The organism is Loigolactobacillus coryniformis subsp. coryniformis KCTC 3167 = DSM 20001, from assembly GCF_002706425.1.
GTDB classification, from domain to species: domain Bacteria; phylum Bacillota; class Bacilli; order Lactobacillales; family Lactobacillaceae; genus Loigolactobacillus; species Loigolactobacillus coryniformis.
Map to the genome: position 1 here is coordinate 1,470,094 of NZ_CP017713.1, position 15,661 is coordinate 1,485,754.

A 15,661-nucleotide genomic window follows, 5' to 3' on the forward strand; every position below is an offset into this window, starting at 1 on the left:
TAGAATAAAAGTAAAAGGAAGGTTACATAATGCTATTAATTGGTTCTCACGTTGCCATGCGGGGTAAAGAAATGTTTTTAGGTTCAGCTAAAGAAGCGGCTAGTTATCACGCCACTACTTTTAGCATTTATACTGGAGCACCGCAAAATACGCGACGCAAACCGATCGCGGAGTTGAATATTCCAGCTGGTCAAGCATATATGCAGCAACATGAACTGCAAAGTGTTGTGATCCATGCGCCTTACATTATTAATCTAGCTAATACGATCAAGCTTGATCATTTTGATTTTGCGGTAAAATTTTTGCAGGTCGAAGTGCAACGAGCTGAAGCCTTAGGGGCTAAACAGATCGTTTTGCATCCAGGTGCGCACGTTGGGGCGGGAGCTGCGGCTGGCATTGCGAATATTGTTAAGGGTCTGAATGAAGTTCTACAGCCACAACAAACGGTTCAGATTGCCCTAGAGACTATGGCCGGTAAAGGAACGGAAGTTGGTCGTAGCTTTGCTGAACTAGCTGAGATCATTGCGGGTGTGCATTTAAATGATAAATTAAGTGTTTGCTTTGATACTTGTCATACCAACGATGCTGGCTATAACGTTAAGGAAGATCTTTCCGGTGTGCTGACTGAATTTGATCAAATTATTGGTTTAGAACGGCTACAGGTCGTGCATTTAAATGATTCAAAAAATCCCCAAGGCAGTCATAAGGACCGGCACCAAAATCTTGGTTTGGGAACGATAGGCTTTGCAGCATTAAATGAAATGGCCCATCTCCCTGAGTTAGCGAAAGTACCGAAGATCATGGAAACACCGTGGGTCAAAACTGATACGGGAGAAAGCTTTGCGCCTTATGGTTATGAGATCGCCATGTTGACTGCGCAAAAAATGAATCCCACTTTGATGGCGGATATTGTGGCACAACAACCATTCAGTCAGAACGTTGGATAAAATAAAAAAGCTTGCGAGATTAAATCGCAAGCTTTTTGCTTACTCATCTTTATTACCGTAGTGATCTAATCCCATATGTTCTAGGATCAAGGTCGCCGTTTCTTCGATCGAACGATGAGCTGTATTGATCACGTAGCAGCCAATTTTATCATAAAGTTGCCGCGCAAAATCTAATTCAGCGGTGATCTGATTCATGTCAGAATAAGCCGTATCAGGATTTAAGCCGTAAGCAATCATGCGCTCACGACGGAAATTATTGAGTACGGCAACATCGGTGGTGAGACCAATAATTTTTTTCGGATCGACTTGCCAGATTTGTTCCGGAATATGAGCAGAAGGAACTAATGGTAAGTTGGCAACTTTAAGGTTGCGGTTAGCCAGAAAAAGCGAGAGCGGGGTTTTGGATGTCCGGGAGACACCAAGCAATACAATATCCGCTTCTAAAAAGCCTTTGGGATCTTTACCATCATCGTACATTACAGCAAATTCCATGGCCGAGATGCGATCAAAGTAACGGTCATTGAGGCGATGGATCGCACCTGCTTCGCCGCGTGGGGTTTCGCCAGAAAGTTGACTAATTTTTTGCATGATGGGACTCAGTAGATCATAGCAAGTTAAATTCTGCGCTGCCGCAAATTGATTGACTCGTTTGGACAGATCACCGGTGACCAATGTTTGAATGATGATTGGCCGCTCAGTTTCCGCTTGCTTGAGGACGCTATCAAGACGGCTGTCTGAGTTGGTAAAGGGAAAACGATAGTAGATCGGATCAACTTTTGTAAATTGTGCTAAAGCGGCACGAACCATGTTTAAGGCCGTTTCACCAACAGAATCAGAGATAATAAAAAATTTAATTTCGGTTTTACTTGGCATGAGAGGAAGGCTCCTTTATCTGAAATAGTTAGAGTGGTCGCGGAAGCAAGCGCGCGAAACTCACGTTTTTGTAATTGTTTTCATGATAGCATAAAATGTGGATCGAGTTGTAGTAAATTAAAAAACCAGCAAATATTATCGTTTGCAAGCCGCTTTCTTATTGACGGGGCAGCAACCGTTGGTTATAATAAAAAACGAATCGAATTTTATGAGAGCAATCTTGCAAAACGGTTCCATTTTTGAGCTCGGAGGGAGGGATATCATAATGGCAAAGACAGTCGTTCGTAAAAACGAATCTCTTGATGATGCTCTTCGGCGCTTCAGACGCACTGTGTCCAGAAATGGTACATTGCAAGAATACCGTAAACGTGAATTCTACGAAAAGCCAAGTGTTAAACGTAAATTAAAATCAGAAGCAGCAAGAAAACGCAAGAAGTTCTAGTTTACTTGCCTACTAAGGGATGAGTATCCATGAGTCTGATCGATACGTTAAATGCTGACTTAAAGACCGCAATGAAAGCACGCGACAAAGCAACTTTAGCTGTTGTGCGGATGTTGAAGGCCGCCGTTACGAATGAACAAATCAAGCTTGGTCATGAATTAAATGAGCAAGAAGGGCTAGCGGTACTTGCCACTGAACTGAAGCAACGCAAAGAGTCACTGGATGAATTTCAAAAGGCAGGGCGTGACGATCTCGTTACACCTTTGCAAGGTGAAATTAAGATAGTGGAACATTATTTGCCGCAACAGCTGACCGAAGCGGAAGTTAGTGACTTAGTCACAACAACCGTCGCGAAGCTTAATGCAACGTCGACGAAAGATTTTGGTAAAGTGATGCAAACGTTGATGCCCCAAGTTAAGGGCAGAGCGGATGGCGCTTTAGTTAATCGATTAGTTAAATCAGCGTTAACCAAATAGTCAGCAAAAATAGTCGAGCGAAAGTTCGGCTATTTTTTTGGCTTAAAATACTGGCAGATGCTTTTTTGGTGCGGTTGTGCTATCATTTTTAATGATAATTACGTTAATGATTTTAAGAAAATAAGCAATGACTATAAATTTGATTAAGCGCCATGTTGCTTGCGGTACGGTTTTTGCCACAAGAATGGCTATCGACCGTAACATCAGAAATTTTTGATACAAAAATTAACCACTATTGTGGAGTAGAACCATGTTTCTTGCGGTATGATCTTTGCCACAAGAATGGCTATCGACCGTAACATCAGAAATTTTTGATACAAAAATTAACCACTATTGTGGAGTAGAACCATGTTTCTTGCGGTATGATCTTTGCCACAAGAATGGCTATCGACCGTAACATCAGAAATTTTTGATACAAAAATTAACCACTATTGTGGAGTAGAAGGAGTACGCTTTTGGCAGAAGAACAAGTCGTTAAAGTATTTCGTGTCAGTAGTCCAGAACAAGCTGTGAGCTTGATGGGCACGCAAGATAAAAACCTGAGTTTGTTAGAAGATGGCTTGAAAGTCACCTTAAATGCGTTTGGTAATGAAATCAAAATTACTGGGTCTAGTGAAGCGGCTAGTCAGGCTTATGCAGTTTTGACTAATTTGCTCCATTTGCTAGGTCAAGGGATCGCCATCGGTAGTGAAGATGTTGTGAGTGCGATTAAAATGGCCACCCGAGGTACTTTAGACTATTTTCAGGATCTTTATGCCACTGAATTGATCAAAGATCGACGTGGCAAGCCGGTTCGGGTCAAAAACTTTGGTCAGCGTCAATACGTTCAGGCTGTCCAGCACAATGATGTGACCTTTGGTATTGGTCCGGCTGGTACTGGGAAAACTTATTTAGCAGTGGTCATGGCGGTTGCAGCGTTAAAAAGTGGTTCCGTGGAGAAAATCATTTTAACGCGACCTGCAGTGGAGGCTGGTGAAAGTCTTGGCTTTTTGCCAGGTGATCTAAAGGAAAAGGTTGACCCTTATTTGCGGCCAATCTATGATGCCTTGTACGATATTCTCGGTGCAGAGCATACCACGCGATTGATGGATCGAGGCGTGATTGAAATCGCACCACTGGCTTATATGCGTGGACGGACCTTAGATAATGCTTTTGTTATTTTGGATGAAGCGCAGAACACCACGCCAGCACAGATGAAAATGTTTTTGACGCGGCTGGGCTTTGGGTCCAAAATGATCGTCAATGGGGATGCGACGCAGATCGATTTGCCGCGCAATGCCAACAGCGGTCTGGTTCAGGCTCAACGCATCTTGCAAGATATTGCACATATTAGTTTTGTTAGCTTTAGTGCCGCTGATGTGGTTCGGCACCCAGTTGTAGCTAGCATTATTGCAGCTTATGATGAACAAAGTCGCCAAGCATAATATTATTTTTGAAGGGTAGGAAGTTGTGTGGATTTAGAAATATTTGACCATACGGAAGCAGCATCACCAGAACATCTAAAATTAATTCAGGATGTTTTAGAATTTGCTGGTAACTACATGAAGTTGCCAGAAGATACAGAAATGTCAGTTACTTTAATGCATAATGATGAAATTCACCAAATCAATAAGGAGTACCGTAATACTGATCGGGCAACTGACGTGATCAGTTTTGCAATCGAAGAAGATCCTGACGATCAAGATGTGATCATTTTGCCGGATAATGTTCATGTACCACGGAATATCGGTGATTTAATGGTTTCGGTGGATAAAGCCCAAGAACAAGCTGATGATTATGGTCATTCTTTTGAACGTGAATTAGGCTTTTTAGTGGTCCACGGTTTCTTACATTTAAACGGTTATGACCATATGCGCTCACCAGAAGATGAGAAAATAATGTTTAGTCTACAACGGGAAATCTTGGATGCTTATGGGCTTAAAAGATAAACAGACGACGAAAAACCATAATTTAGGCCAAAGTATGCGCCATGCATTTGCTGGCTTGATTGCGGTCGCTCATTTGGAACGTAACATGCGATGGCATTTGTTAGCTAGTATCTTGGTACTAGTTGGTGGTTGGTGGCTACAGGTTGATCGCAGTGAATGGTTGTGGTTGATTTTAGCAATTTTTCTAGTGATCCAAAGTGAGCTGGCCAATACAGTAGTGGAGAATGTGGTTGATCTGTTAACGGATCAACACTATGCATTGGCAGCTAAGTATGCAAAAGATATGGCTGCTGCTGCGGTTTTGGTTGCCGCCATTTTTGCGATCGTTGTTGGTCTAATTATCTTTTTACCTAAATTATTATGGCTAATTTAATTATGAGTTAGTACAACAGGTTTGGGACACAGTACCACGAACATCAGGAATTTATTAGTGTTTTTTGCTAATAAATTGACCTTAATTGTGAGATAGAGCCATGTTTCTTGCGGTACGATTTTTGCCACAAGAATGGACATCGCCACGAACATCAGGAATTTATTAGTGTTTTTTGCTAATAAATTAACCTTAATTGTGAGATAGAGCCATGCTTCTTGCGGTACGATTTTTGCCACAAGAATGGACATCGCCACGAACATCAGGAATTTATTAGTGTTTTTTGCTAATAAATTAACCTTAATTGTGAGATAGAGGAGTATTAAAATATGAGTGAAACAGCATTTCATTCCGGTTTTGTCGCCATTGTTGGTCGGCCAAACGTTGGAAAGTCGACATTCTTGAATCGAGTTGTCGGCCAAAAAGTTGCTATTATGTCGAATAAGGCGCAGACAACACGAAACAAGATTCAAGGTATTTATACCACTGAGCATAGCCAGATTGTATTTATTGATACACCGGGTATTCATAAGCCACAAAATAAACTAGATGAGTTCATGATGAACTCAGCAACTTCGGCGTTAAATGAAGTCGATGCAGTTTTATTTATGGTCAGTGCTAAAGATCGCATGGGCGCCGGCGATACCTTTATTATTGATCAATTAAAAAAAGTGAAGCAGCCGGTTTATTTGATCGTTAATAAAATTGATACAGTTCACCCCAATGATCTAGCACCATTCGTTGAACAGTACCAAGCTGAATTGGACTTTGCCCAAGTTTTCCCTATCTCAGCCTTGCAGGGTAACAATGTTGATGAATTGCTGGCGACATTGAATCAGAATTTACCGGAAGGTCCGCAATATTATCCGGACGATCAAATCACTGATCATCCGGAGTACTTTGTGGTTTCTGAATTGATCCGCGAAAAGATCTTGGAGCTAACACGTGATGAAGTGCCTCATTCGGTTGCGGTTAATGTCGAACGGATGCGGCGTAATGATCAAGATAAACTTAAGATCGAAGCAACGATCATTGTCGAACGTGATGGTCAGAAGGGCATTATCATCGGTAAAGGTGGTAAAATGCTCAAAGAGATCGGTACTCGGGCACGACGTGACATTGAGCACTTGTTAGGTGACAAAGTTTACTTGCAGTTATGGGTTAAAATTGACAAGAACTGGCGTGACAATCAGCGCTATCTAAATGAATTAGGTTATCAGAAGAAAAACTATTAGATAGGTTATCTTGAGCGCAATCGTCAGCTGGTATTGCGGTTAACGCTATCGGAATTAGTCATAGGAGGTTGCGGTGGCACAACGAGAAATTACTGACTTTAATGGCATCGTGATGTTACGTAAAGATTATCGCGAACGCGACATGTTGGTTAAGATTTTAACTGATCGGTTTGGCAAGAAAATGTTCTTTATTCGTGGTGCACGCAAAAAGGGGTTTCGCTTGGCAGCGGCAATTTTACCGTTTACTCACGGGACTTTTGTGGGTAATATTCGTGACGAAGGGCTGTCGTTTATTAATACAGCTAAGGAATACCGCCAGTGGCAAACCATCAGTCAAGATATCACTTTGAATGCCTACGCAACTTATATTTTAAGCTTGGTGGATGCGGCATTTCCGGATGGTCAGCCGTTGGAACGGTGGTATGAACAAACTGACTTGGCACTACGTTATATTGACGATGGTTTCGATCCACAAATCATTACTAATATCATGGAAGTACAATTGCTACAGATTTTTGGGGTTGCTCCGCGGTTAGAAAGTTGCGTTGTTTGCCAACGGACGGACCTACCTCTGGACTATTCACAGAGTTATGGTGGCTTGTTGTGTCAGCAGCATTGGTCTTTAGATCCCTATCGCTTCCATGCTAGTGCCCGGGCGATCTACTTGTTACGGCTATTTTCAGTGATTGACTTGCGTAAACTAAATTCGATTACGGTCAAAGCTGCGACTAAGCAGGAATTACGGCGGATGCTAGATCGTATTTATCAAGATAGTGTTGGTCTGTCATTGAAGAGCAAACATTTTATTGATGAAATGGCAAAGTGGGACGATTTACTAAAACCATGATTGACAACTTTTAGGAAAAGCCGTAGAATCTGTATCAGTGAATGAAGACGGAACGGTGTTAAGGAAGCCTCAAGCGAGCCTGTGGTAGTGGAAGACAGGTAGGTCATGACTTAGCGTGGCACTCTCGAGTTCGAATTGAAATATAATTAAGTGTTAACGGAGCGATCCGTTAGAACTAGGGTGGAACCGCGCAGCTGCGTCCCTATGTCGTGCTTTTTGGCGACATAGGGACTTTTTGCTGTCGTTCATTAAAGTCCGACTGTACTACTAGTGACAGTCACCAACATAAATAAAAATTGGAGGATTTCTTATGAATCAGAAGTTGAATATTCAAGATATGATTTTGACCTTGCAACGTTACTGGGGTAAACAAGGTTGTATGCTGATGGAAGCATACGATACAGAAAAAGGCGCCGGCACCATGAGTCCGTACACTTTCTTGCGGGCAATCGGTCCTGAACCATGGAATGCAGCCTACGTTGAACCTTCGCGGCGTCCAGCGGATGGTCGTTATGGTGAAAATCCTAACCGCTTGTACCAACATCATCAATTCCAGGTCGTGATGAAGCCATCACCTGCTAATATTCAGGAACTTTATTTAGGTAGTTTGCGTGAATTGGGTATCGAACCGCTAGAACACGATATTCGTTTTGTTGAAGATAATTGGGAAAACCCATCAATGGGCTGTGCCGGTGTTGGTTGGGAAGTTTGGCTTGACGGAATGGAAGTTACTCAATTCACTTATTTCCAAGTTGTTGGGGGCTTAAACGTTAAACCAGTCACTTCTGAAATTACTTACGGGATTGAACGCTTAGCGTCATACATCCAAGATGTCAACAATGTTTTTGACTTGGAATGGGGCGATGGCGTTAAATACGGTGAAATCTTTAAAGAACCAGAGTATGAGCATTCTAAATACTCTTTCGAAGAAAGTAATCAAGAAATGCTGTTACAGTTATTTGATATGTACGAAAAAGAAGCAAAGAAGCAGATCAAAAATGGTTTAGTTCATCCAGCTTATGACTACATTCTTAAATGCAGCCATACCTTTAATTTATTGGATGCACGTGGCGCTGTCAGTGTGACGGAACGGGCTGGCTACTTAGCACGAATCCGGAATATGGCGCGTTCGGTTGCGCGTGCATTTGTTGCTGAGCGGGAGAAATTAGGCTTCCCATTGTTAAAAGAAGCAGCTAAAAAGGAGGAGGCATAATTATGAGCCAGACATTTTTATTAGAGATCGGATTAGAAGAAATCCCTGCACATGTGGTTACACCAAGTCGGCAACAATTAGTTAAGCGTGCCGCTGATTTCTTAAAAGAAGAACGATTAGATTATGGTGAAATCAAATCTTTTGCTACACCACGACGCTTAGCAATTATGGTGACAGAGGTTGCGGCTAAACAAGCTGATATCAAGGAAGAACTACGTGGCCCAGCCAAACGGATCGCGCAGGATGCTGATGGCAACTGGACTAAGGCAGCGCAAGGCTTTGTTCGCGGCCAAGGCTTAACGACCGACGATATCACCTTTAAGCAACAAAAGGGTGAAGATTATGTCTTCGTTAATAAATTTATTCCTGGTAAATCCGCAACTGAAGTTTTAAGTGGCATGGATAAAGTGATCACTAGTATGACGTTCCCAACAAACATGCATTGGGGCAGTTATGATTTTGAATATATTCGGCCAATTCACTGGTTGGTTGCCCTGTTGGATCAAGCCATCGTACCTTTAAAGGTCTTAGATATTAAGAGTGGTCGCACAACTCGGGGCCATCGCTTCTTGGGCAAATCGGTTGATTTAGCCCAAGCAACTGACTATGAGTCAGCTTTGGCTGCTCAATTTGTGATCGTTGATCCAACTAAACGTAAGGCGGAGATCAAGCAACAGATCACTGACTTAGCCCAAGCAAATAATTGGGTCGTTGAATTAGATGCCGACTTGTTGGAAGAAGTTAATAATCTAGTTGAATACCCAACGGCTTTTGCGGGTAGTTTTAAGGAAAAATATTTACAGATGCCTGATGAAGTGTTGATCACTTCTATGAAGGATCATCAACGTTTCTTCTATGCACGCAACCAAGCCGGCAAGCTGTTACCAATCTTCATTTCAGTTCGTAATGGTAACCGTGACTATTTAGATAACGTGATCAGCGGCAATGAAAAAGTATTGACCGCACGCTTAGAAGATGCTCAATTTTTCTATAATGAAGATCAACAACAAACAATTGCGGCCTATGTTGAGCGTTTGAAAAAAGTGACTTTCCATGAAAAAATTGGGACAATGTACGAGAAGATGCAACGTGTGCAATTAATTGGTCAGCTGTTAGGGAAAAACTTAGGTTTGACTAGCACTGAATTAGCTGATCTACAACGAGCTAGTGAGATCTATAAGTTTGACTTGATGACGGGGATGGTTGGCGAATTCCCTGAATTACAAGGGGTTATGGGTGAAAAGTATGCCTTACTACAAGGTGAAAAACCAGCCGTAGCGACCGCAATTCGGGAACACTATATGCCAATCTCTGCTGATGGTGAGTTACCACAGACCAAGGTTGGCGCAGTTTTGGCAGTTGCCGATAAAATCGACAGTATTGCTAGTTTCTTTGCGGTTGGCTTGATCCCAACTGGTTCAAATGATCCATATGCATTGCGGCGGCAAGCAGCAGGAATCGTGCGGATCGTCAAAGCGGAAAATTGGCATTTAGATATTTCGACCTTGCAACAACAAAGTAGTCAGTTATTGGCGGAACATAATGCAACCTTTGGTTTGAAACTTGATGCGCATATCACGGAGTTACAACAATTCATCAATGAACGGATGCGGCAGTGGTTTGGTCAGCATAAAGTTCGTTATGACATTGTCGATGCTGTTTTGGCTAGTCATGAAAATGATCTGCAACAAATGTTTGCTGCAGCTAAGGTTTTGGAACAGCGCAAAGACGATCCAGCCTTTAAATCAACCATTGAAGCGTTGACGCGTGTCTTACGGTTAAGCGAAAAGGCTGATTTTAAGAGTCAAGCTAGTTTAACTGTCGACCCAGCTTTATTTGAAAATGATGCTGAGCAACAACTTTATTCGGCCGTTGAAGCGGTTCGCAATCAAGCAGCACAACGGACGATTGCTGAAAACTATCAAGCATTGGAACAATTACGACCATTGATTGCGGATTACTTTGAAGCAACGATGGTCATGGTCGATGATGAAGCAGTGCGGAATAATCGCCTGAAACAATTGGCCATTTTAGCGCATCTGATCTTTAGTATTGCTGATTTAAATCAATTGATCGTTAAATAGCTGATCGTGGTTGTAGACTAAGCAAACTGGTTGCTGGTTTGAGCGGGTTGTGCTATAGTTAATGATGTATTTTTTTGCTCAACAGGAGCTGAAAAGTCGCACTCATTTTGGGTGCGACTTTTCGAAGCTTAGGGCTTGAGAGTAGGGTGATTGAATTGGCAACCAGAATTCCCGAAGAAGTTGTGGAACAAATTCGCGGTGCTGTTAATATCACTGATGTCGTGGGGCAATATGTCCAGTTGAAAAAGTCCGGTCGTAATTTGTTTGGGTTATGTCCCTTCCATGAAGAACGAACCCCGTCTTTTTCGGTCGCTGAAGACAAGCAAATTTTTCATTGCTTTAGTTGCGGTCGTGGTGGGAATGTCTTCAAGTTTATTATGGAAATTGAAAGTCTTTCTTTTCCAGAAGCGGTGACCCGAGTTGCGGATCTTGGTCATGTAAATATTGATCTGTCTGGTTATGCGACACAGGCTAGTCCTGAGGCGGCGCCAAATTCGCAGCAACAGCAATTACGGCAACTCTATCAAGATGCCGCTGATTTGTTTCACCATATTCTGTTGAATACAAAGCTTGGTGAGACAGCATTAGCTTATACGCAGCAACGACAATTAACAGCAGAGCTATTAGATACGTTTAATATTGGCTATGCACCAGATGAGAATAATTTGTTGACCCGTTTTTTTGCGGAAAAAAAAATCGATTTTAATTTATTACGGCACTCGGGTTTATTTATTGAAAATAGTGATGGCACATTGCGTGATCGTTTTGTCGATCGGGTTATGTTTCCAATTAAAGATGGTCAGGGGCATGTTATTGCCTTTTCTGGCCGTGCGTTGACTAAGCGTGAGGGTCAACCCAAATATTTAAATAGTCCAGAAACTGAGTTATTTAACAAGCGGAATGTTCTGTTTAATTTTGATGTTGCTAAAGCCGAGATTCGTAAGGCTAAGCAAGTGGTTTTATTTGAGGGCTTTATGGATGTGATCGCGGCTTATCGTGCCGGTATTAAGTACGGTGTTGCCTCGATGGGAACAAGCTTGACTAACGAGCAGCTTTATTTATTACAACGATCAACTGATCATTTAGTTGTCTGTTATGATGGTGATCCGCCTGGGATGAAAGCCACTGATCGCGTCATTGCTTTGTTACACGACGATCCACGTTTTCAGTTAAGTATTGTGACCTTGCCAGAGCAACTCGATCCTGACGAATATGTCAAAAAGTATGGTGCGGAACGTTTTCGTGACGTATTAAACGGTGGCATGGAAACAGCCGTTGGGTTTCGCTTACGCTACTTAAAGCAAGGGCGTAATTTAGATAATGAGCAAGATAAGTTAACCTACATTGATGCAGCTTTACATGAATTGGTCAATGTTAGTTCGGCAGTCGAACGGGATATTTATTTGAATCGACTAAGTGAGTCTTTACAGGTCACTTATGAGGCCTTGGTCACGCAGCTGCAAGATTATTTGGTTGATGCAACGGTTAAGCGGCAACCAGCGCCACAAGTGCAGCATGAAGTTGCTGCAACACCGCAGGTTCATCAACAGCAGGCTAAGTTGACGCGGGCTGAGCGGGCTGAACGTGGGTTGCTGAATTTGTATTTTAAATTAGCTGATATCCGGATTGCTTTGCGCAATCAACCTGATTTCCATTTTATTCACGAACCATATCAAGTTATCTACCAATTGGCCACGGCCTATTTTGCCGATCATGATCAATTTGTGATCGCACAATTTATGGACCGAATCAATGATGATCGTCTGCAAAGTTTGGTGATTGCTATTGATCAATTGGTTTATGATGAAAATACGGTTCAGGAACAATATCAGGATTACCTGCGTGCTTTACAACAAGCAAACTTAGAACAGCAATTGAATGCAGCACAAACGCAGTTGCAAGAAGCCAGTCGAATCGGTGATAGTGTCGGTTCGCTAAATGCAGTGCAGACGATCGTGCAACTTAAGCGACAAATGCAGTCTAGTGTGGGTTCGGGAACAGTGGTAAAAAATTAAGCAGCTGCTTGATTTTTAATTATATATTTGAGTATCCATTCTGTACCAAGCAACTGATTAGCGTTATTATAAAGGCGATAATCAGTTAACTGCGGTTATTGCAAGTTTTCGGTACTCGTATGACAAGCAATTAATTAGTTTTTATAGTGAGATTGAAATAGGGAGGCCGATCTAATGGCAGAAGAGACTGTGAAGAGCGATAATAAGAAATTGGAAGCTGCACTCAAAGCACTCATCAAAGAATATAAGCCTGAAAAGCAAATTCAGGAAGATAAGCTGACCGAGACGATCGTTGCACCATTTCATTTGCAATCTGATGCAATTGAAAAAGTTATTCTTCGAATTGAAGATCAAGGTATCAGTGTAGTCGATGAAAACGGCGAGCCTTCACAACAAAGCTTGAAGAAAGAAAAGAAAGTTTCTAAGAAGGCTTTGCAGGATACATCTGCACCAGCGGGGATCAAGATCAATGATCCAGTGCGGATGTACCTTAAGGAAATTGGGCGGGTACCTTTATTGACGGCTGATGAAGAAGTTGCTTTAGCTTTGAAGATCGAGCAAGGTGACGGTGAGGCTAAGCAGCGGTTGGCTGAAGCTAACTTGCGTTTAGTTGTTTCAATTGCTAAGCGTTATGTTGGCCGGGGAATGCAATTCTTGGATCTGATCCAAGAAGGGAATATGGGCTTGATGAAGGCGGTTGAAAAGTTTGATTACCGTAAAGGGTTCAAATTCTCGACCTACGCAACTTGGTGGATTCGTCAGGCAATTACCCGTGCAATCGCCGATCAAGCGCGGACAATTCGGATTCCGGTTCACATGGTTGAAACAATCAACAAATTGATTCGGATCCAACGGCAGCTACTCCAAGACCTTGGCCGGGAACCAACACCAGAAGAAATTGGCGCTGAAATGGATATGCCAACCGATAAAGTCCGTGAGATCTTGAAGATCGCGCAAGAACCTGTTTCATTGGAAACGCCAATTGGTGAAGAAGATGATTCACATTTAGGTGATTTTATTGAGGATCAGGATGCCACTAGTCCAGCTGACCATGCGGCTTATGAATTGTTAAAAGAACAATTGGAAAGTGTGTTGGACACACTAACTGATCGTGAAGAAAACGTCTTACGGTTACGCTTTGGTCTTGATGATGGTCGGACGCGGACCTTGGAAGAAGTCGGCAAAGTTTTCGGTGTTACTCGTGAACGGATTCGGCAGATCGAAGCTAAGGCATTGCGTAAATTACGCCATCCAAGTCGCTCCAAACAATTAAAAGATTTCTTAGATTAGCATTGGTTACGGCAAGCATTATTTAATGCTTGCTTTTTTTGGTGCGCCCGGCATGGGCGTCAACTAGGTGGTGAAAGTCCACTGCGGGCCGTAGTAGTCGGAACCGCTAGCCAAAGGCAAGGCCTTTATCGTGAGGTGAAGACTGAAGGAAGCCTGATGAGCAAAGTACTGCACCGATGAACAAGAAGCAGCTATAAGGCCGGAAGTAACTGGATAAGGTGGCCAAACACACTGAAGTCCGATACTACCCGAAGTTACGACAGTAAAGCTGACGGTGACATGGTACGAAAGTTGACGTTCTTACCCGGGGAGACCTGTACACACAATCCTGATTTTCTTAGGGAATACCCAAATGACAAGGAAATATGAGTTCAAAGCAAGTCAGAAATGGCTGGTTAAGTGTACAGGAGTCAGCCGAGGTCATAGTAGTGGGTAACCATGAAGGACCAAACAATAATAACTCATATTGCGACTGGAAGTGAAGACGATGCGAAAATCGCAGAAAACAGAACAAGCTGACCGCCAGCGGATGATAGGTCTGGAAGACCAAAGACAAACTGGGGCGCGTAGTATCGCCTCCGGTGAAGGAGAAAAGATGAGTGGCACTCAGTTTCAAGCATTAGTTTTGGCCCGCAACAACCTGAATTTGGCTTATCAACGTGTGGTCAGGAACAAAGGGGCGGCCGGAGTTGACGGTATGACCGTTGATGAATTGAAACCGTACCTGAAAGTACATCGCGAAGAATTACTCGCAGAATTGGCCAATGGGACTTATAAACCGGCACCAGTCAAGCAAGTCTCAATTCCAAAGCCCAACGGTGGAACGCGTAAGCTTGGCATTCCGACCGTGATCGACCGGCTAGTCCAGCAGGCCGTGGCCCAGGTCCTTTCGCCGATATATGAACAGATCTTCGCCAACAATAGTTTTGGTTTTCGACCCCAACGCAGTGCACATGACGCAGTTCAACAGGTCGTTCAGCTAGATAATGCGGGTTATCACTATGTGGTTGATCTGGATTTGAAGGCCTACTTCGATACGGTTAATCATGACATGCTTATGAAGTTTCTCAAGCAGCGAATTAGTGACCGCTGGATACTACGGCTCATTCGCCGTTTTCTGACTAGTGGCACCATGAATGGGCAATTGTTTGAACGCAGTGAGAAAGGCACACCGCAAGGCGGGCCGATCTCGCCACTGTTAGCGAATATTTATCTCAACGAATTCGACCAAGAACTAGCTAGGCGCGGTCATGAATTTGTCCGTTACGCCGATGACTGCAATATCTTTGTTAAAAGTCCACGCGCGGGCCAACGAGTCCTCGCTAGTGTGACTCGTTTTCTCGAGCATGAGTTAAAACTCACGCTCAATCAGGAAAAGACACAAGTGGTCGCCACCAACAGAATGAAGTTCTTAGGTTTTACGTTGGGCCACACTAAAGGCAGGGCTTTTCCCTATCCGGTGTGGTCAGCGAAGCAGCGAGTTAAACAAGCATTGAGGCGGCTGACTAAGCGTAATCGTGGTGTATCCGAAGACCAAATAATGGCAGAGATTCGTCAAAAGATGCGCGGTTGGTTGCAGTATTACAGCTTGGGTAGAATGAAGCGGTTCATCACGGAATTAGATGCGTGGCTGCGGTCACGTATTCGCCAGTACATTTGGAAACAATGGAAGAAAGCCAAAACTAGAGAGAACAACTTGAGCGGATTAGGATTTACGAAAGATGAAGCTAAGCTATCCGCTAACACGCGTAAAGGGTACTGGCGGACAGCGCATAGTAAAACGCTGTGCCGTACCCTAACTAACAAAGAGCTGGAACGTCGTGGACTCATTAACTTGAGTCAGACGCTCCAGCAAATTCAGAGTGCTTAAATTATTGAACCGCCGTATACGGAACCGTACGTACGGTGGTGTGAGAGGACGGTAACTTACAATTACCTCCT

Annotated in this window: 14 protein-coding genes; 13 read left to right on the forward strand and 1 reads right to left on the reverse strand. The window is 43.1% G+C overall.

Features of this window, described 5'->3' with window-relative positions:
• Positions 1 to 29 precede the first annotated feature (29 nt).
• A complete protein-coding gene (locus LC20001_RS07265) occupies positions 30 to 947 on the forward strand; it encodes a deoxyribonuclease IV (protein ID WP_010010012.1) in 918 nt (305 codons plus the stop codon).
• Positions 948 to 986: 39 nt separating this feature from the next.
• On the opposite strand, the gene LC20001_RS07270 is transcribed toward LC20001_RS07265, so the two are convergent.
• Complete coding sequence (locus tag LC20001_RS07270; RefSeq protein WP_003676932.1) at positions 987 to 1,820, reverse strand: pyruvate, water dikinase regulatory protein; 834 nt, start codon at positions 1,818 to 1,820, stop codon at positions 987 to 989.
• A 265-nt stretch (positions 1,821 to 2,085) separates the two neighbouring features.
• Here LC20001_RS07270 and rpsU point away from each other — a divergent pair, with 265 nt between their 5' ends.
• The 12 genes from rpsU to ltrA all read left to right on the forward strand — a co-directional run bounded on the left by rpsU (position 2,086) and on the right by ltrA (position 15,590).
• Positions 2,086 to 2,262 carry a 30S ribosomal protein S21 gene (gene rpsU / locus LC20001_RS07275; RefSeq protein ID WP_010010010.1) on the forward strand — a complete coding sequence of 59 codons (177 nt, stop codon included), beginning with the start codon at positions 2,086 to 2,088 and terminating at the stop codon, positions 2,260 to 2,262.
• 29 nt (positions 2,263 to 2,291) lie between these two features.
• On the forward strand, positions 2,292 to 2,738 hold the full coding sequence (locus tag LC20001_RS07280; RefSeq protein WP_003676931.1) for a GatB/YqeY domain-containing protein: 447 nt from the start codon (positions 2,292 to 2,294) through the stop codon (positions 2,736 to 2,738).
• Between the two features lie 455 nt (positions 2,739 to 3,193).
• Positions 3,194 to 4,162 carry a PhoH family protein gene (locus LC20001_RS07290; RefSeq protein ID WP_010010009.1) on the forward strand — a complete coding sequence of 323 codons (969 nt, stop codon included), beginning with the start codon at positions 3,194 to 3,196 and terminating at the stop codon, positions 4,160 to 4,162.
• Between the two features lie 27 nt (positions 4,163 to 4,189).
• Positions 4,190 to 4,666, forward strand: coding sequence for an rRNA maturation RNase YbeY (gene ybeY, locus LC20001_RS07295; protein WP_003676927.1), 477 nt, complete (start codon positions 4,190 to 4,192; stop codon positions 4,664 to 4,666).
• Entirely contained in the window at positions 4,650 to 5,039 is a 390-nt protein-coding gene (locus LC20001_RS07300) for a diacylglycerol kinase family protein (protein ID WP_003676924.1), read from the forward strand. Before ybeY ends, LC20001_RS07300 begins: the two co-directional genes overlap by 17 nt.
• Before the next feature lie 326 nt (positions 5,040 to 5,365).
• Complete coding sequence (gene era, locus LC20001_RS07310) at positions 5,366 to 6,271, forward strand: GTPase Era (protein ID WP_003676921.1); 906 nt, start codon at positions 5,366 to 5,368, stop codon at positions 6,269 to 6,271.
• A gap of 73 nt (positions 6,272 to 6,344) precedes the next feature.
• The gene (gene recO, locus LC20001_RS07315; RefSeq protein WP_010010006.1) at positions 6,345 to 7,118 is read left to right on the forward strand and encodes a DNA repair protein RecO; all 774 of its coding nucleotides are present in this window, start codon (positions 6,345 to 6,347) and stop codon (positions 7,116 to 7,118) included.
• Between the two features lie 310 nt (positions 7,119 to 7,428).
• A complete protein-coding gene (gene glyQ / locus LC20001_RS07320) occupies positions 7,429 to 8,331 on the forward strand; it encodes a glycine--tRNA ligase subunit alpha (protein ID WP_029507692.1) in 903 nt (300 codons plus the stop codon).
• A gap of 2 nt (positions 8,332 to 8,333) precedes the next feature.
• Positions 8,334 to 10,415 (forward strand): glycine--tRNA ligase subunit beta, encoded by a 2,082-nt coding sequence (gene glyS / locus LC20001_RS07325; protein ID WP_010010004.1) that lies wholly within the window; start codon positions 8,334 to 8,336, stop codon positions 10,413 to 10,415.
• Between the two features lie 155 nt (positions 10,416 to 10,570).
• Positions 10,571 to 12,430, forward strand: coding sequence for a DNA primase (dnaG, locus tag LC20001_RS07330; RefSeq protein WP_010010002.1), 1,860 nt, complete (start codon positions 10,571 to 10,573; stop codon positions 12,428 to 12,430).
• A 174-nt stretch (positions 12,431 to 12,604) separates the two neighbouring features.
• Positions 12,605 to 13,720 carry an RNA polymerase sigma factor RpoD gene (gene rpoD, locus LC20001_RS07335; protein ID WP_003676909.1) on the forward strand — a complete coding sequence of 372 codons (1,116 nt, stop codon included), beginning with the start codon at positions 12,605 to 12,607 and terminating at the stop codon, positions 13,718 to 13,720.
• A 487-nt stretch (positions 13,721 to 14,207) separates the two neighbouring features.
• Positions 14,208 to 15,590 (forward strand): group II intron reverse transcriptase/maturase, encoded by a 1,383-nt coding sequence (ltrA, locus tag LC20001_RS07340; RefSeq protein ID WP_069700543.1) that lies wholly within the window; start codon positions 14,208 to 14,210, stop codon positions 15,588 to 15,590.
• Positions 15,591 to 15,661: the final 71 nt, after the last annotated feature.